This is a genomic window from Nocardia sp. CDC153, from assembly GCF_035818515.1.
Lineage (GTDB): Bacteria > Actinomycetota > Actinomycetes > Mycobacteriales > Mycobacteriaceae > Nocardia.
Window position 1 is genome coordinate 1,025,840 of sequence record NZ_JAYKYU010000002.1, and the last position, 16,567, is coordinate 1,042,406.

The 16,567-nt window shown below is 68.0% G+C and carries 17 protein-coding genes; 7 read left to right on the plus strand and 10 right to left on the minus strand.

The annotated features are described in order from the left end of the window. Positions 1-12: 12 nt before the first annotated feature. The 3 genes from VMT65_RS13320 to VMT65_RS13330 all read right to left on the minus strand — a co-directional run bounded on the left by VMT65_RS13320 (position 13) and on the right by VMT65_RS13330 (position 2,232). On the minus strand, positions 13-471 hold the full coding sequence (locus VMT65_RS13320; protein WP_326308459.1) for a gamma-glutamylcyclotransferase family protein: 459 nt from the start codon (positions 469-471) through the stop codon (positions 13-15). Next, positions 468-1,253 (minus strand): MBL fold metallo-hydrolase, encoded by a 786-nt coding sequence (locus tag VMT65_RS13325; protein ID WP_326308460.1) that lies wholly within the window; start codon positions 1,251-1,253, stop codon positions 468-470. The genes VMT65_RS13320 and VMT65_RS13325 overlap by 4 nt, the downstream gene beginning before the upstream one ends. Before the next feature lie 67 nt (positions 1,254-1,320). After that, positions 1,321-2,232, minus strand: a complete 912-nt coding sequence (locus tag VMT65_RS13330) for a hydrogen peroxide-inducible genes activator (protein WP_326308461.1) — start codon at positions 2,230-2,232, stop codon at positions 1,321-1,323. Positions 2,233-2,338: 106 nt separating this feature from the next. Here VMT65_RS13330 and VMT65_RS13335 point away from each other — a divergent pair, with 106 nt between their 5' ends. From VMT65_RS13335 to VMT65_RS13350, 4 genes are all read left to right on the plus strand, one after another. Continuing rightward, positions 2,339-2,926 carry a peroxiredoxin gene (locus VMT65_RS13335; protein WP_326308463.1) on the plus strand — a complete coding sequence of 196 codons (588 nt, stop codon included), beginning with the start codon at positions 2,339-2,341 and terminating at the stop codon, positions 2,924-2,926. A 20-nt stretch (positions 2,927-2,946) separates the two neighbouring features. Beyond that, positions 2,947-3,486 carry a carboxymuconolactone decarboxylase family protein gene (locus VMT65_RS13340; RefSeq protein ID WP_326308464.1) on the plus strand — a complete coding sequence of 180 codons (540 nt, stop codon included), beginning with the start codon at positions 2,947-2,949 and terminating at the stop codon, positions 3,484-3,486. A 189-nt stretch (positions 3,487-3,675) separates the two neighbouring features. Beyond that, on the plus strand, positions 3,676-4,425 hold the full coding sequence (locus tag VMT65_RS13345) for an HNH endonuclease family protein (protein WP_326308465.1): 750 nt from the start codon (positions 3,676-3,678) through the stop codon (positions 4,423-4,425). 21 nt (positions 4,426-4,446) lie between these two features. Further along, positions 4,447-5,139 carry a PhzF family phenazine biosynthesis protein gene (locus VMT65_RS13350; protein WP_326308466.1) on the plus strand — a complete coding sequence of 231 codons (693 nt, stop codon included), beginning with the start codon at positions 4,447-4,449 and terminating at the stop codon, positions 5,137-5,139. On the opposite strand, the gene VMT65_RS13355 is transcribed toward VMT65_RS13350, so the two are convergent. Next, complete coding sequence (locus VMT65_RS13355; protein ID WP_326308467.1) at positions 5,136-5,492, minus strand: VOC family protein; 357 nt, start codon at positions 5,490-5,492, stop codon at positions 5,136-5,138. The genes VMT65_RS13350 and VMT65_RS13355 overlap by 4 nt on opposite strands. 162 nt (positions 5,493-5,654) lie before the next feature. Here VMT65_RS13355 and VMT65_RS13360 point away from each other — a divergent pair, with 162 nt between their 5' ends. Next, positions 5,655-7,163 (plus strand): MFS transporter, encoded by a 1,509-nt coding sequence (locus VMT65_RS13360; protein WP_442790246.1) that lies wholly within the window; start codon positions 5,655-5,657, stop codon positions 7,161-7,163. A gap of 3 nt (positions 7,164-7,166) precedes the next feature. Here VMT65_RS13360 and VMT65_RS13365 read toward each other — a convergent pair whose 3' ends face one another. Beyond that, the gene (locus VMT65_RS13365) at positions 7,167-8,393 is read right to left on the minus strand and encodes an aminotransferase family protein (RefSeq protein WP_326308469.1); all 1,227 of its coding nucleotides are present in this window, start codon (positions 8,391-8,393) and stop codon (positions 7,167-7,169) included. A 105-nt stretch (positions 8,394-8,498) separates the two neighbouring features. Beyond that, a complete protein-coding gene (locus VMT65_RS13370) occupies positions 8,499-9,176 on the minus strand; it encodes a DUF5134 domain-containing protein (protein ID WP_326308470.1) in 678 nt (225 codons plus the stop codon). Positions 9,177-9,367: 191 nt separating this feature from the next. Between VMT65_RS13370 and VMT65_RS13375 the strand changes: the two genes are divergently transcribed. Next, positions 9,368-9,556 (plus strand): hypothetical protein, encoded by a 189-nt coding sequence (locus VMT65_RS13375; protein WP_326308472.1) that lies wholly within the window; start codon positions 9,368-9,370, stop codon positions 9,554-9,556. Between the two features lie 17 nt (positions 9,557-9,573). On the opposite strand, the gene VMT65_RS13380 is transcribed toward VMT65_RS13375, so the two are convergent. From VMT65_RS13380 to VMT65_RS13395, 4 genes are all read right to left on the minus strand, one after another. After that, positions 9,574-11,403 carry a vWA domain-containing protein gene (locus VMT65_RS13380; protein ID WP_326308473.1) on the minus strand — a complete coding sequence of 610 codons (1,830 nt, stop codon included), beginning with the start codon at positions 11,401-11,403 and terminating at the stop codon, positions 9,574-9,576. A 3-nt stretch (positions 11,404-11,406) separates the two neighbouring features. After that, complete coding sequence (locus VMT65_RS13385) at positions 11,407-12,447, minus strand: ATP-binding protein (protein WP_326309166.1); 1,041 nt, start codon at positions 12,445-12,447, stop codon at positions 11,407-11,409. 98 nt (positions 12,448-12,545) lie between these two features. Further along, entirely contained in the window at positions 12,546-13,274 is a 729-nt protein-coding gene (locus VMT65_RS13390; RefSeq protein ID WP_326308474.1) for an IclR family transcriptional regulator, read from the minus strand. 5 nt (positions 13,275-13,279) lie between these two features. Then, positions 13,280-14,749, minus strand: a complete 1,470-nt coding sequence (locus VMT65_RS13395; protein ID WP_326308475.1) for an APC family permease — start codon at positions 14,747-14,749, stop codon at positions 13,280-13,282. 237 nt (positions 14,750-14,986) lie between these two features. On the opposite strand from VMT65_RS13395, the gene VMT65_RS13400 reads away from it, so the two are divergent. Then, positions 14,987-16,525: an APC family permease gene (locus VMT65_RS13400; RefSeq protein WP_326308476.1), complete on the plus strand. Its 1,539-nt coding sequence runs from the start codon at positions 14,987-14,989 to the stop codon at positions 16,523-16,525. The last annotated feature ends 42 nt before the right edge of the window (positions 16,526-16,567 follow it).

Sequence of the window (16,567 nt, forward strand, 5' to 3'; positions counted from 1 at the left end):
ATGTGTCCCGCGTCATACAGTCTCGCTGAGCAGGATCAGATCTCGCCGCCACGCAGCGCATTTCCCCACGTAGGACGGCAGCTGCTCGACGGCGAAAGTCGACGCCGACCAGTCGCGCTCCTCGACCTCCACGGTCCACAGATACGTCCACGCGTACCCGACCCGCTCCCCCACCGTCACCGAAACCGGCACCAGATCGTATTCGTCGTCCTCGAAGGCATCGAGCACCCGCCAGTCGTCGGCCGTCAGCCCGGTGAGCAGGAAACCCTCGGTGACACCCCCGCCCGCCGCGATGAGCCCGGGATAAGCCCGCCCCGGCAGCGCCGCCGCCCGCCGACCCGGCACCCGCGCCGACTCCATTTCCGGTACCCGCCCGATCAATTCGGCCAACACCTCACCGAACCGCAGCGTTCCGTAAACAAAAAGCGGATCACTCGCGAACGGAAGTTTCCGCGCCCACCGGTCGATCATCGGCCGACTGTACGCGCTGTGCGCGCGAAGATTCCCGCATCGTGCGAGTTGATGATGGTGACCTGATGCCCGTGCAGTTTCCGCAGCTCACGCAGCCGCCGCTGATTCGCCCGGTAGGCATCCCCCACGATCGACCCGGTCTCGTACACCTTCCACCAGAACGGCGTGAACGGTTCCTCGGGATGAATGCTCGACTCCGCGAAGAACGCGTCCCCCGCGTGCAACAGCCACCCATTTCCGTGATCGATCGCCACCCCCGCATGCCCCCGCGTGTGGCCCGCCAACGGCACCACCAGAATCTCCGGCGGCAACCCCGGCAGATCCCGCACCGCGGTGAACCCGAACCAGTCCTCGCCGCCCTCGACCTCGTTCACCATCCACTTGGGCCCGTGCGCCCACTGCGCCGCCCGATACCGCAGCCGCTCCGACAGCGTGGGAGTGGCGGTGGCGGCCCGGAATTCGGGGCCGTGGATGTGCACGGTGGCCTCGGGGAAGTCCGAGAGTCCACCGGAGTGGTCCAGGTCGAGGTGGGTCAGGATGACGTGCCGGACATCGTGCGGGTCGTAGCCCAGCGCCCGAATCTGCCACGCCGCGGTCTCGGCCTCGGTCGGCTTCGCGCCCAGCAGGAACCGGCTGGCACCCAGAATCTTCGCGGGCTGTCGTACGGCCTCGAGCCCGAACCCGGTGTCGACGAGCACGAGCGCGTCCCGGGTCTCGACGAGCAGGCAGTGGTCGATCAGGCCGAATCCCATGGTGCCGCAGTTCAGGTGGTGAATCCGCATGGCCCGAGCGTTTCAGACACGCCGGGACGGTGCAACCGCGCAGGTGCCGGAATTGTCGGGCTGCCCGTCAGGCGGCCGGACGGCACTCGCGAATGATCTCGGCCAGCAGGTCGTAGTCGTCGCCGCGGGTGGTGGAGGACCGAAACGCCAGCCCGACCGTGCGGCCCGGCGTTGGCGCGGCGAAGGTCGCGATGTCCAATGTGCCGCGCGCGGTTTCGGCGGCCACCGCCATGGCCGGAATCAGCGTGACGCCGAGATCGCCCGCGACGCACTGCACCACGGTCGCCAGCGACGTCGCGCGGGTGTCACCGACCGCGCCCGGATGCGCGTCACCGGTCCGGCACAGGTCCAGGGTCTGATCGCGCAGGCAGTGCCCCTCGTCGAGGAGCAGCAGCGGAAGCCCGTCCAGGTCGGCGGGTTTCAGGTTCTCGCGTCCGGCCAGCTCGTGCCCGCGCGGCAACACCAGCACGAACTCCTCGGTGTACAGCGGTATCTCGACCAGTCCGCTGGCCTCGCTCGGCAACGCGAGCAGAGCGACATCGAGCACGCCCGAACGCAATCCGTCCAGCAGTCGCGCGGTCTGATCCTCGATGATGTGCGGCACCAGATTCGGCATTCGCCTGCGCAATTCGGGCAGCAGCGTGGGCAGCACGTACGGGGCGACGGTCGGGATGATGCCCAGGCGCAGGGTGCCGCCGACCCCCTGCCCCGCCGCGGATGCGACAAATCGGTCAGCCGCCTCGAGGGTGGCAATGGCTTGCGGCAGTAGCCGTTTGCCGTCACCGGTCACCAGCACCCGCCGCGTACTGCGCTCGATCAGCTGGAGCCCCAGTCCGTTTTCCAATGATGCGAGGGCCTGCGATAACGTGGGCTGGCTCACGCCGAGCCGGGTCGCCGCGGTGCCGAAATGCCGGTATTCCGCGATGGCCACGAACGCACGCAGCTGTGACAGGGTGGGCTGATAAGACTGATCAGTCACTCCTATGAGTGTAGTGCGAGTGATCACGTTTACCTGTCACCGCAGTTCGGCAAGGATCGTATATACGTCTCGACACAATCGGCACGACTACATATGAGGAGCAAGCATGGCCCTGCTGACCATCGGCGACCAGTTCCCCGCCTACAACCTGACGGCAGTCATCGGCGGTGATCTCTCGAAGGTGAACGCTCAGCAGCCCGACGACTACTTCACCCAGATCTCGAGCGACGACTACGCGGGCAAGTGGCGCATCGTCTTCTTCTGGCCCAAGGACTTCACCTTCGTCTGCCCCACCGAGATCGCCGCCTTCGGCAAGCTCAACGACGAGTTCGAAGACCGCGACGCGCAGGTCCTCGGCGTGTCGGTCGACAACGAGTTCGTGCACTTCCAGTGGCGTGCCCAGCACGAGGACCTCAAGACCCTGCCGTTCCCCATGCTGAGCGACCTGAAGCGCGAATTGGCCACCGCCACCGGCGTTCTCAATGCCGACGGCGTCGCCGACCGCGCCACCTTCATCGTCGACCCGAACAACGAGATCCAGTTCGTGTCCGTCACCGCCGGTTCCGTGGGCCGCAATGTCGACGAGGTGCTGCGGGTGCTCGACGCCCTGCAGTCCGACGAGCTGTGCGCGTGCAACTGGAAGAAGGGCGATCCCACCATCAAGGCGGGCGAGCTCATGACCGCTTCCGTCTAAGGCACCCAAGGACTTTCGCTGTGACCATCGAGAATCTGAAGAACTCCCTACCCGAGTACGCCAAGGACCTGAAGCTCAACCTGTCCTCGCTGTCGCGCACCACCGTGCTGGGCGAACAGCAGCTTTGGGGCACCTTGTTGGCGTCGGCCGCGGCCACCCGCTCGGCCACCACGCTGCGGGAGATCGCCGAGGAGGCGGCCGATGTGCTGTCGGCTGAGGCGTACAACGCCGCGCTCGGGGCGGCGTCGATCATGGCCATGAACAATGTGTTCTACCGCGGCAAGGCGTTCCTGGAGGGCCGCTACGACGATCTGCGCGCGGGTCTGCGCATGCAGATCATCGGCAATCCGGGTGTGGACAAGGCCGATTTCGAGCTGTGGTCGTTCGCGGTCTCCTCGATCAACGGCTGCCAGCACTGCCTGGAGGCGCACGAGCACACGCTGCGGGAAGAGGGCGTGTCGCGCGAGGTGATCTTCGAGGCGCTGCGCGCGGCGGCGATCGTGGCGGGCGTCGGCCAGGCGGTGGCCGCGACCGAGGCGCTGGCGACCACCTCGGTGTAACCCGGGGCACGAGGCCGCAACTCGAAGAGAGGCTGTAGCTCGAAGAGAGGCCGTGTACCGCCAGGTGCACGGCCTCTCTCTCGCTTGTCATACGGCCCCTTCACCTAGTTGCCATTGGATTGCTGCAATCAGGTCACCACTCAGCAACAATGCCCGTATCGCCCGATTTGCCCCCATAGACTCCCCGGCATGCCCAAGCGCTCCCGGACCACTGCCCGGCGTCGTTGGCGCAAACTCTTCGCCACCTCCGTACTGCTCATCACCGCCGGTGCGGTCGGCTTGGGGCTGTATCTGAATCACCATGAGGTGACGCACGCGCAGACGCCGCCCGCGGGGGATCCGGAGGGCACACGGTTGCTCGGCGCGGCGCAGGCGCGGACCGGATTGGATCGGCTCACCGTCGCCTGGAATCGCAATTGGGAGTCCTACGAGCGCACCGCGTTCGGGCCCGGCTGGTCGGGGCGCGGCGGCGAACCGGTGCTGTCGGACGGATGCACCGCCCGGGAGGATGTGATGAAGCGCGATCTCACCGAAACGCGTGTGGGCGACAGTAATTCGTGCATCGTGTTGACGGGTGTGCTCATCGATCCCTACACCGGCGAGCGACTGCCCTACGACCGATTCAAGGCCTCCGACATAGAAATCGATCATGTGGTGGCGCTCGGCGACGCCTGGCGTTCGGGCGCGTCCGGCTGGAGTCCCGAGCAGCGCGAGAAGTTCGCCAATGACATCGGCAATCTGCTGGCGGTGCAGAAGCAGGCCAACCAGGACAAGGGCTCCAAGACGCCGGACCAGTGGAAACCGCGCGAGGCCTATCAGTGCGATTACGCGCGCCGGTGGGTGAGCGTGAAGGCCCGCTGGGGTTTGACCGTGCAGCCCACCGAGAAGAGCGCCCTGGCGGACATGCTCGAGACCTGCGCCCCTCCCGTGAACCGATAACTGTCGGTAAGCTCGACTGCCATGACCGTTCCGGAAAGCGATGGCGCTCAAATCGAAGTCGTCCGCGTGTTCACCGACCAGGCAGGACGTTTCGGCAATCCGCTCGGCATCGCGCGGTACTCGTCGGTCGCCGACGCCGACCACCAGGCCCTGGCCGCGCGGGTCGGTTTCAGCGAGACGGTGGTGCTCCACGATCCGCGGGACGGGCGCGCCACGATGCGCATCTACACCCCGGCCGTGGAACTGCCCTTCGCCGGACACCCCAGCGTCGGCGCGGCGTGGTGGCTCAACGAGCAGCAACATCCGGTACAGGTCCTCGATGTGCCGGCCGGGCCGGTCGAGGTCGCCGTCACCGACGGCATGACCTGGGCGCGGGCCCGCGCCGAATGGGCCCCGGTCTTCGAATTCCACCAGTTCGAGGACGCCGCCGAGATCGCCACCCTGGACCCTGCCGACTTTCCGGAGGGCAAGCACTACTGCTGGGGTTGGACCAATGAGTCGCGCGGTGCGGTGCGCGCGCGAATGTTCGCCCCCGCCATGGGAGTTCCCGAGGACGAGGCCACCGGCGCGGCGGCCATTCGCCTGACCGCATTGCTCACCCGCGGCCTGAACATCACCCAGGGTCAGGGCTCGCAGATCTTCACCGAATGGGATTCCGACGGCTGGGCCCGCGTCGGCGGACGCGTGGTCGCCGACCATCCGATCGTGATCTAGCCGATTCGCTGCCCGAACGCGAGCCGATGCCCACCGGGGATGCGGAGTACGAAATCCCGCAGCCCCCAAGGGTGTTCGGTGAGCGGCATAACTATATCCACTTCGCGTAACACACAATGCTCGTGCAGCGCGTCCACATCGCTCACCCCGACATACCCGGCGGTGGTCTCGTTGACGGCCGGATTCTCGGTGCGAACGATGCCCAACCCGACCCCATCCCGACGCACCAGCGCCAACCCCATCCCGGGTTCGTCGACCTCGACCACGAACCCCAGCACGTCCCGCAGGAACTCGACGGTCGGCTCGAGATCAGCCACCTCGAGATTCGCCCGATAGCTCTCGAACTCGGTCATTTCCGCAGCGTACCGCCGGTCGGCCGGAGAGTACGGCCGTGCGAATGTGTCGGCGGGCGATGAGATTTGTCGGCGGGCGATGAAAGTGTGGAGCCCACACCGTCACCATCGGCAACAGCTCGTCCACCCCCGAGAGGACGATTCATCGTGGAGACCACAGCGATGCCACCGGCCGCCGCCCCGGAGCGAGACGACCGTGCGGGACGACGGGAGTGGATCGGCCTCGGGGTGCTGACCCTGGCCTGCCTGGTCTACGCCATGGACCTGACGGTGCTGGACCTGGCGGTACCGAAGATCAGCGCGGCCCTGCACCCGAGCAGCTCAGAGCTGCTGTGGATCATCGATATCTACGGTTTCGTGCTGGCCGGTCTGCTGCTCACCATGGGCACCCTCGGCGACCACATCGGCCGTCGCCGTCTATTACTGCTCGGCGCAGCGGTTTTCGGCACCGTCTCCATCGTTTCGGCCTTCTCCCCCAACGCCGAATGTCTCATCGCCTGTCGAGCCCTGCTGGGTATCGCCGGAGCCACCATCGCCCCCTCGACGCTGTCCTTGATCTTCACCATGTTCCGCGATCCACGCCAGCGCGCACTGGCCGTCGGCACCTGGGTCAGCGCCTTCTCCGCCGGGGGCATCGTGGGCCCGCTACTGGGCGGCGTTCTGCTGGAACGCTTCTGGTGGGGTTCGGTCTTCTTCCTGGCGGTCCCGGTGATGGCCCTGCTGCTGATCGTCGGACCCCGCGTTCTGCCCGAATTTCGCGATCCCGAGGCCGGTCGGCTCGACCTGACCGGTGCCGCACTGAGCGTCATCACCATGGTCTCGCTGGTGCTGGCCATGAAGAAGATCGCCCAGGACGGCATCGGCACGCTACCCGTGGCGGCGGCCCTTCTTGGACTGGTCGCGGGCGCGCTGTTCGTCCGCCGTCAGCTCACCCACCCCGATCCCCTGCTCGACCTGCGGCTTTTCGCCGTGGGCAGGTTCCGAACCGCGCTGGCCATCAACGTGATCGCGGTTTTCGTGCTGTTCGGCTACTTGCTGTTCATTGCCCAATACTTCCAACTGATCCTCGGTCTGACCCCGATCCAGACCGGCATGGCCATGGTCCCCACCAGCATTGCCTCCGTCATCGGAGCCCAGGCCGCCCCGTATCTCGTGCGCGTCCTGCGTCCGGCCTACCTCATCGGTGCCGGGATGGCCTTGGCCGCAAGCGGCCTGCTCCTGCTGACGCGGCTGTCGGCCGACGATGGCCCGGCCCTCGCGGTCCTGGCCTCGTTCATCATCTCCCTCGGCCTGGCACCGGTCTTCGGCATCACCACCGAACTGATCGTCGGCTCCGTGCCACCCGAACGGTCCGGAGCGGCGTCCGGCCTTTCCGAAACCGGCTCCGAACTGGGTGGCGCCCTGGGCATCTCGATCCTCGGCACCATCGGCCTGGCCATCTACCGCGGTGACCTGGCCCGATCGCTACCCCATGGCCTGCCCGGCACGAACACGGTGCGCGACACCCTGGGCGGCGCGGTCCAGGTGGCCGGAACCCTACCCGGCGAGCTGAGCTCCACGATTCTGACCGCCGCCCGCGCGGCCTTCCTACACGGCATCCATGTCACCGCCTGGGTCGCCGCCATCGGCGCGATCGCGATCGGAGTGCTGGCCCTGGCCCGCCTGCGGTGAACCTCAGCCCAACGCCTTGGCGAAGCGGTCTGCCATGTCGGCGACCTGAGTCTCGGTGATGACGAATGATGGGGAGATCTGGAGGGCGCCCTGGCCGGCGGCGCGGGTTGAGACGCCGTGGGTGCGTAGGGTTTTCACGAATGGGAGGGCTTCGGCGGGGTCGGCCAGTTGGACCGCGGCGACCGCGCCCAGGCCGCTGCGGACCTCGGCGACGCGGGGGTGGTCGGCAAGGGGTGAGAAGTGGCGGTGGAGTAGGGATTCCAGGTTCTTGCTGGCGTCGAGGAGGTTCTCGCGCTCGAAGATGTCGAGGTTGGCCATGGCCGCGGCGGCCGCACCGGCGTGGCCGCCGTAGGTGTAGCCGTGCCGCCACCAGGTGCCGCCGGCGAAGAAGGGTTCGGCGATGTGGGGTGCGATGAACACCGCGCCCATGGGGACGTAACCGGAGGTGAGGCCCTTGGCGGTGGTCATGAGATCGGGTTCGAGGTCGAAACGCGAAGAGGCGAACCAGGATCCGCCGATGCGGCCGAAGCCGGTGACGACCTCGTCGGCGACGAAGAGGATGTCGTTGTCGCGGCAGATCCGGCGGACCTCGGTCAGGTAGCCCTCGGGCGGGAGGTAGACGCCGCCCGCGCCGATGATGGGTTCGGCGAAGAAGGCGGCGATGCGGTCCGCGCCCACCTCCTCGATGAGCGCGCTGAGCGCCTTGGCCTGATCCCATTCGATGGTGCGGGTGTCGGGCATGAAGACGCCGGTGTAGCCCTCGGCATTGACCGGGATGCCCGCCAGCGAGGTGCCGCCGACATGCATGCCGTGGTACGCCTTCTGCCGGCCGACCAGGATGGTCTTCTCGGGGCGGCCCATTTCCTGCCAGTAGCGCCGGGCCAGCTTGGCGGCGGTGTCGACGCCGTCGGAGCCGCCGGAGGTGAAGAAGATCTTGCTGCCGGGCACCGGGGCCAGCGCCGAGAGCCGCTCGGCCAGCTCGCGGGTCACCGGGGAGGCCAGGTCACCGAAGTTGGAGTAGTGCGCGACCCGGGTCAACTGCGCGGCCACCGCGTCGGCGATCTCGCGTCGACCGTGGCCGATATTGGCGAACCAGAGTCCGCCGGTGGCGTCGAGGTACTGCGTGCCACCCTCGTCCCAGATGACCGCGCCCTCGCCGCGGGCCACCACGAACGCCCCGTCCCGCTCGACCGCACCCATATCGGCGAAGCCATGCCACAGCGAACCCATCCAGTGCACCTCCATCACCCGATACCGGCCACACCCATCCGGGCGAACCGACCTAACCTCACCATCTCACCAGAGCGACGGTGATCAGGTCGAACGGCCCCCGGGTCAGGCGGCCGCGGCGGCCACCAGCATGTAGGCGGTACCGAGATCCATCACCAGGTGCGGGACCACGGCCAGCGATCCGGCCGCACCGGCGGGATGCGGGAACACGCGCGGCAAACGATTCCGCAGAACGGGCACCGACATGACGAGCGCGTCCACGGTGAACAGCGCCGCGAGCGCGAGCATGGGCCCGGACGCGGGCCCCCCGTGCCCGAACAAGGCCGACCCCGACGAGGCCATGGCGTGCCCCGGCGAAGACATGGCGTGCCCGGGCGACCCGTGCCCGCTCATCGCATACAACATGGCCGCGGCCGCCATCACGTGATACACGAACGCGCCGACCCCGCCTCCCGCACGGCCGGTGTCCGATATCCCATCGCGCCACCGCGGGATCCCCTTGCGCCACCGCAGGATCCGCTCGCCCAGCACCAGTGAGTACACCACCACCATGGCCGTCAGCACCCCGCGCACCGCGTCGGGTGCGACGGCCGTCGGAAACACCAGCATTCCCAACATGACCCCGCACATCACCAGGTGCGCGGCATCGGACTCCTGATCCGCGCACTCCCCCGCCCCGAGCCGGTACCGCCCCAGCCGGGCCACCACCAGTGCCGCCGCCAGGCAGAAGGCGACCACCGCGATCCACCGCACCGCCCCGTACTGCTCCACGAATTCCGCCACACCCCACCACCTCTCACCGCGGCGACCGGCCCACCTCCATGGTGACACCGCTCACGCCGGGCACGTCCGCCCTTGCGCTGCCGAATCCCCCGCCCCGGCACCGCCACTGATGACCGATTACCCGGCCGATTCGCTCGCCGCCGTCGCACTGAAGGGTTGCTACGCAGACGAATGAACAGAGGAGTACCCGCATGCGGTCCCGCCCGAACGCCGACCCCATCGACCCCATCGCCGACTTACGCGCCAACCTCGAGCTCCTGCGCCATTCGGTCGAGCAGATGACCGAGGCCATGCGCGGCATCCTCCAGGAGATGCGCGGCTTCGACGCCCGCCTCAGCGCCCTCGAGGCCCACCTCGGCGACCGCGAGCCCAACGACTAGCTAGAAGTCGCTGAGGCTCAGCGGATTCGGAAGACCGGGCCGGTGGGGCGGAAGGGGAGGGATGCGGCCGCGGGGATGAGGTAGGCGTGTTCGCGGCGGATGCGCAGGACGTCGATCATGCCGTCGGTGATGATGAGGATCGGGCCGTCGGGTGGGAAGTCGTCGGCGCGTTCGAGGAGGCGGATGCCGGGTTGGAGGACGGTGCCGCCGCGGCCGCGAACGCGGACACCGGCGGCGATCGCGTCGACGGGAAGGTAGCCGGCGTCGTGGGCGGCGGCGTCGCAGTAGACGACCCGGGCGCGCGGGACATCGCGGGCGGTGGCGTAGGAGGCGATCGCGCCCAAGCCTTTTCCCATGAGTTCGGCCGACATGGATCCGGACGTATCGAGCACCACGCCGAAGGTGGGCAGCCGCACCGATTCCTCGGGCCGCATCCAGGCGGGTCGGGGAATGTCGGGCGTCGAGGACTGGCGACGGGACGCGCGCGCGTAACTGCGCCGCTTCTCGACCGCCGGAATGTGTTCGTCGAACCATTGCGCCAGTTGGGCATCCCACGGCAGCGGCGGCTGATCGAGGGCGCGGATCTCCTGTTCGAGTCCGGCGGGCAACAGCCCGCGCCCGCCGGACTGGTGGTAGGCCAGCCCGGTGTTCAGCGCATTGCGGTAGTACTCGTCCAGATCTAGATAGCGGCCCGGGGTTCGGCCGTGCGGCAACGGTTCTCCGAAGATGTCGCTCTTGCCGCGACCGCGCAGGGTGGCGATCTTGCGCAGCCGCCGCAGATCCGAGGCGATGCGGTCGTAAACCTGTTCGGAGGACAGCCCTTTCAGCTGCGGGTCGTAGAGCAGCCCTTCGGGCAGTTGCCCCACGCCCATCTCGACGAGCCAACCGTTGACCACGTAATCGCACGCGACATTGAACAGGTAGTGGTCGCGCCACCCCGCGCGCTCCCCGTGACGCAGTGCGGCGTGCAGCATTTCGTGCGCGAGAACGAACTTCCACTCCTCGTCGGACAGCCCGACGAGCGGATTGATGTAGATCTCGGCGACCTCGGCATTGACCGCCGCGATCGAAATGTCCCAGCCGCGCGCCAGATCCGCGTCCGCGACGATCTTCATTCCCGCAGCCAGCGCACCCAGCAGCGGATACGAGGAGACGAACCAGTTCAGCGCGCGATCCCACGCCCGCATGGTCTTCGCCTGCCCGCGCGTGACGTCCCGCCCCGCCACTTCGAGCGCCTCGCGCGCGGCCTCGCCGATCCCGGTGGCGAATAGTTTCTGGTGGTCGCGCTCGGTCGCGACCTCCACGCTGCCGACGAAGAAGTCCGGATACTCGGCGCGCCGGTAGGGTTCCGGCACGCTGGCCTGCCACCAGCGCCGTGTCAACGCCACCTCGTCGGCACCGCCCGGCGCGGGCGGCAGCTCCACCGGCGGTCGGCCGAGCTTCAAGGTCATCAGGTACTGGTCGACCACCGTGCAGCAGGCCGCGCGATAGATCGGATGCGGCTGCCGCGCGGCCCTGAGCCAGGTGCGCGCGTAGGTATTCGATTCCAGGGCCCGCTCGGGTGCGTTGCGCGGATCGAGGTGCCCGAAGCCCGCGTGCAGGAGCAGATGCGCGAATACCCACGCCCATTCCTCGGCGGTGCCGCGACGTTTCGGGTTGTAGGTGATCGTGCCCCAGTCCGAGATGACCGCCCACACGTCGTCGGGCAGCTGCCCGTCCGACTCGCTGAGTCCATTCCGCAGCCGCCGGAAGACCGCGTGCTGACGCACCTGCGCCCACCCGTTGACCAGGTTCTCACGCCACGGGTCGGCCACCCTGCCGCGCTTGCGATTCGAGCGTCCGGCCACGGTTCACCTCCGGGCGGCCAGCCGCGGCAGATCGCGGGTGACCTCCACCAGGAACCAGGTCGGCAGCACCGGCAGTCCCTGATCGTCGGAGGCGATCACCAATTGCGCGCACTCGACCGAGATTTCGGCCAGTTCGGTGAGCATGGTCTTGGCGCGCAACGAGAATCGCTTGATGCCGGGTGAGGCGTGCTCGCGGGAGGCGGGCAGCTCCTTGATCAGCCGGGCGCGGAAGGCCTCGGACAGGAAGTAGAGCAGGTCGCGGTCGGCGGGTTCGCGCGGCCAACCGACCTCGCCCTTGATGACGGCCTCCAGATCGAAGGCGTGGCGCACGGTCTTGACGAAGGCGCGGAACCCGGAAGCGTGTGCGGTGGTGAGGATTCCGGACGCGAGCACCCACAGCACCGTGTCGTCGATGCCCTCGCCGTAGGAGTGCAGCGCGTCGGAGAGCATGTGCCAGCCGCGCGGTGTCGAGAACGGCTGTTCGGTCTTGGGCGGCTGCGACCACAGGTGATCGGGCCGCTGCATGAGGTATTCGATCACCCACGGGTGAATGCCGCCGGTACTGGCCCATTTCAGCCAGTCGTCGACGTCGGCGCGCAAATGCACGTGCACCATGCGATTCACCAGCGCCGAGGCCATCGGCCGGGCCAGGGCGTTGTCGGTCGCGCGATTACCGGCCCCGATCACCACCGATCCGGCGGGCAATTCGTAATTGCCCACGCGCCGATCCAGAATCAGCGAGTAGAAGGATTTCTGCACTTCCGCGGGCGCGGCATTGAGTTCATCGAGAAACAGGCAGTACGGCTGGTCGCGCGCGATCATCTCCGGCGGCGCGAACCGGCTGCGGTTCTCCACGATCTGCGGCACACCGATGAGATCCTCGGGTGCCAACTGGGTGCCCAGCAGCGTGACGCATTCCAACCCGAGGCTCTCGGCGAAATCGCGCACAAGCGAGCTCTTCCCGGTTCCGGGGGCTCCCCACAGAAATACCGGACGCACGACCGCGACGTGTAGCAGTAGCTCCGGCAACTGATCCGGAGTCACCGTGACAGTCGCTTCCAATTGGTCCTTTCCATATCGAATGTCGTCTCAGGTTAGGAGCGCACATCCGATCGAAGCCACCGATTTTCGCGGCGACGGGATCAATACAGCAGCGGGCCGAGGTGGGTGGCGCAGTCGCGGGCGGGGTCGCGATGGGATTCCAGCGCGGGCAGTCGATTGCTCGGCCCGGTCAGACACAACGCGCCGGACAGCGTGCCGGTGCCGTTGTAGATCGGCAGCGCCAGACAGGCCACGCCGGGCACGAGTTCGTCTGCGGCCCTGGCATATCCGGTGTCGCGCACGGCCTGCAGGTCCCCGGCCAGGGCCGCGTGATCGACCTTGGTGCGCGCGGCGATCCGCACCGGATGCGCGACCAGCGTGCGCCATTCGGTCCGCGAGGCCAGCAACAGCTTGCCCGCCGCGGAGGCGTGCAGATGCCGGGCCAGCTCCCGCTCCCCCGGGATCGGATGGTCGGGATCCTCACTGAGCACCTGAACCGCGGCGGGCCGAAAGTGCATGAGGTGCACGGCGAATCGGGTCGAGGCCCGGAATTCGTCGAGCAGCCCGCGCGCGGCGGTGGGCACGGCGGGCACGTTCACCGCCGCCGCGAAACCGCGCAGCCGCGCGCCCAGCGCGAACCCGCGCAGATCGGCGGTGCGCACCAGATATTCGTCGGCGACAAGGGAATTCAGCAGCCGATAGGTGGTGGCGGGGGCGATGCCGAGGCGCTGGGCGATCTCCTTGGCGGTGACGCCCACCCCACAGTCGGCGACCGCCTCGAGAATGGCGATGGAGTTGGAGACGGTATTGGTGCGACGCGAATCCGGCATGGCGGCTACCGGAAGGTCACGGTGGGCAGCAGGTCTTCCGGGCGCGGCTCGTCGTAGATGCCGATGCCGCGCAATCGATTCGGCGCGAACACCCGCAGCGCGAGGGTGAACAGCGCCGCGGCCGCCATGATCGCGGCGTAGGCGATCACCACGGTGACATTGTCATTGCGGGCCGAGACGGCGGCCGCGACCATGAGCGCACCCAGCAGGATCGCGGTGACCGAGCCGAGCACCGCCAAGCGACGGCTGGATTCGCCGATGCGGCGCAGCAGCGCGGGCGTGGCCAGGCAGGCGGGCAGATACGAGCCGAGGTAGCCGAGCGCGCTCAGGGTGAGGAAGCTGCGAATCCCGTCCTGCGGTTCGGCTCCCGAGAGCAGATAGCACAGCGCGCACGCGGCGACGGCACCCACGGCCGCGACGATGGCGGGCGCGGGCGTGTGGAATCGGGGATGCGCGCGACCGACGGCGGCGGGTGCGATGCCCTCGCGGCCCATGGTGAACAGCACCCGCACCAGGGCATTGATCGAGGCGACGGTGCACGCGAAGAACGAGGCCGCCACGCCGAGATCCAGGACCGCCACCAGGAATTCGGAGTTGTCCAGCATCAACAGGTCGGTGACCGGGGTCGAACTCGTGGCGGTGCCCGCGGGCGCGCAGGTCAATGCCACCGCCTGCGCGGCGACCGCGAACAGGTAGATGACGGCCGCGGCCACCGGCGTCCACATCAGGGTCCGGGGCACCGAGCGGAACGGCCGGTACGCCTCGGCGGACAGGGTGGTCGCGCTCTCGAAGCCGACGAAGGCGCTGATGGCCACCACCGCGCTCATGGCCAGAGTGCCGGTGCCGCCGTGCCATTCGAAGACCGGTGCCGGGCGCGGGCGGTGCGCGTCGCGGGTCAACAGGTAGCCCATGACTACCAAGACCGTGACGACCGAGACGCATTCGATCAGCAGCGTCACCGACGCGGACAGCCGAATGCCGCGCACCATGAGGACCGCCGCCACCGCCGCCGCGGCCACCAGCAGCCCGACGATCGCCGCGGTCCCGCCGAAGCCGGCCAGGCCCGCGGTGACGGCCATTTGATTCAGGTAGATGCCCACCGAGATCAGCCCGGACACACTGACGCTGGCGTACCCGACAATGGCTGACCAGCCGGTCGGTACAGCGACAGCGGGCCCGAGCCCCTTCGCCACATAGGTGTACAGCCCGCCGGTCACCGCCAGCCGCTGCGCCATCGGCCGAATCACCAGCGCCACCGCCCACGCCAATACCGCCGCCGCCAGAAACACCGCGATACTCGCCCCGCCACCGGCCGCGCCAATCACGAACGCCGGAGTGACCACCGCCGTCCCCGAGGGCGCGATGGCCGCCACCGACTGCGCGAACACCGGGACGAAAGGCAGTTCGCGCCGGGTCAATCCGCGCAGCGGCGATCGTTCGACCGCGGGTAAAGGGCTCGGCGGGGCCGATCTCATCCGCACACGCCTCTCTCTCGCCGGGGTTTGCCACAGCGTCGCCGATGCGTATTGCGCCGACGTAAACGCCGGTAACGACCGCTTGTCGCGAGGCGAGACAAAACTCTCGCGGCTTTCTCGCCGAGGGACACCGTCGAACGCCCGCCCCCGTTACAGACCCTCTATACCGTTCCGCCGCATTGGTAATGAACCCGCCACCCGGGGATTCGGGTGCGGGAGCAGGAGAAAGACGGATCCATGACGCAGCAGATCGACCGCGCCACCGCCGCGCCACCCGCCGCACCACCCGACGGGGTGCACTCGCTGCAAGCCGACGGGGTGCACCGGCTGAAAGCCAATGCCGTGGGCTTGCTCGGCGTCGTGTTCATGGCCATCGCCACGGCCGCGCCCATTACCGCCATGACCGGCAATGTGCCGTTCATGATCTCGGCGGGCACCGGCAAGGGCACGCCCGCCGCCTTCCTCATCGCCATGGTCGTGCTCGCGGTGTTCTCGGTGGGCTTCACCACCATGAGCAAGCACATCACCGCGACGGGCGCGTTCTACGGCTTCATCTCCTTCGGCCTGGGCCGCTCGGCCGGGCTGGCGTCGGGACTGCTGGCGACCTTCGCGTACATGGTGTTCGAGGGCTCGCTGGTCGGCATCTTCTCCAGCTTCGGCGCGAATACCGTTGCGGCGCAGTTCGGTTGGAACGTGCCATGGTGGGTGTTCGCCGTGATCATGCTGGCCATCAATGCGATGGGCACCTGGTTCGGCGTCGCCGTGGCCGAGAAGTTCCTGGTGGTGCTGCTCGGCACCGAGTGTCTGGTGCTAGCTGTCATGGGTGTCGCGGTGGCCTTGCACGGCGGTGGGCCGCACGGGTTCTCGTTCGCGCCGCTGAATCCGATCAATGCCTTCGCCGGGCCGTCGGCGGGTCTGGGTCTGTTCTTCGCGTTCTGGTCGTGGGTCGGCTTCGAGTCGACGGCCATGTACGGCGAGGAGTCGCGCGATCCCAAGCGGATCATTCCCAAGGCCACCATGATCGCGGTCATCGGCGTGGGCATCTTCTACGTGTTCGTGTCCTGGATGGCCATGTCCGGCAACGGCATCGAAGAATCCGCCCAGCTGGCCGGGTCCGACAATCCGATGGACGTGTTCTTCCACCCGACCCAGACCTATGTCGGGCACTGGGCGGTGAGCGCCATGCAGTGGCTCATGATGACCGGATCGCTGGCCTGCGGCATGGCATTCCACAACTGCGCGGCCCGCTACCTGTACGCGCTCGGTCGCGAGGGCGTGTTCCCGGTGCTCAAGCGCACGGTCGGCCGGACGCACCCCAAGCACGGGTCGCCGCACATCGCGGGTCTGGTGCAGACGGTGGTCGCGATCGCGCTGGTGGCCGGTTTCGGCATCGCCGGTAAGGACCCGTACTCCGGCACCTACACCCTGCTGGCGATTCTCGGCACCATGGCCATCCTGGTGGTCCAGGCCACCTGCTCGTTCGCGGTCCTCAACTACTTCCGCACCAACCATCCCGAAACCCGGCACTGGTTCCGGACTTTCGTCGCGCCGCTGCTGGGCGGACTGGCCATGATCGGTGTCGTGCTGCTGCTGGTCTTCAATATGGGCACCGCCGCGGGCACCGAATCCGGCTCCCTGGTGTTGAAGGCGACCCCGTGGCTGGTGGCCGCGATCGCCCTGGGCGGCTTCGGTTTCGCCGAATACCTCAAGCGCCGCTCTCCCGACCGCTACGCCCTCGTGGGCCGAACCGTCCTGGAGGAAACACACGAACGCTGACCCCCATGCCTCCTCATCGCATGGCAACGGCCCGGTCGCCTT

Coding starts and splice junctions, on each gene's coding strand:
- VMT65_RS13355 (WP_326308467.1), bottom strand. CDS start 5,492: ATGACCGAGTTCGAGAGCTATCGGGCGAATCTCGAGGTGGCTGATCTC.
- VMT65_RS13390 (WP_326308474.1), bottom strand. CDS start 13,274: ATGCCGGATTCGCGTCGCACCAATACCGTCTCCAACTCCATCGCCATT.
- VMT65_RS13395 (WP_326308475.1), bottom strand. CDS start 14,749: ATGAGATCGGCCCCGCCGAGCCCTTTACCCGCGGTCGAACGATCGCCG.
- VMT65_RS13375 (WP_326308472.1), top strand. CDS start 9,368: ATGCGGTCCCGCCCGAACGCCGACCCCATCGACCCCATCGCCGACTTA.
- VMT65_RS13360 (WP_442790246.1), top strand. CDS start 5,655: ATGCCACCGGCCGCCGCCCCGGAGCGAGACGACCGTGCGGGACGACGG.
- VMT65_RS13325 (WP_326308460.1), bottom strand. CDS start 1,253: ATGCGGATTCACCACCTGAACTGCGGCACCATGGGATTCGGCCTGATC.
- VMT65_RS13320 (WP_326308459.1), bottom strand. CDS start 471: ATGATCGACCGGTGGGCGCGGAAACTTCCGTTCGCGAGTGATCCGCTT.
- VMT65_RS13335 (WP_326308463.1), top strand. CDS start 2,339: ATGGCCCTGCTGACCATCGGCGACCAGTTCCCCGCCTACAACCTGACG.
- VMT65_RS13350 (WP_326308466.1), top strand. CDS start 4,447: ATGACCGTTCCGGAAAGCGATGGCGCTCAAATCGAAGTCGTCCGCGTG.
- VMT65_RS13400 (WP_326308476.1), top strand. CDS start 14,987: ATGACGCAGCAGATCGACCGCGCCACCGCCGCGCCACCCGCCGCACCA.
- VMT65_RS13345 (WP_326308465.1), top strand. CDS start 3,676: ATGCCCAAGCGCTCCCGGACCACTGCCCGGCGTCGTTGGCGCAAACTC.
- VMT65_RS13365 (WP_326308469.1), bottom strand. CDS start 8,393: ATGGGTTCGCTGTGGCATGGCTTCGCCGATATGGGTGCGGTCGAGCGG.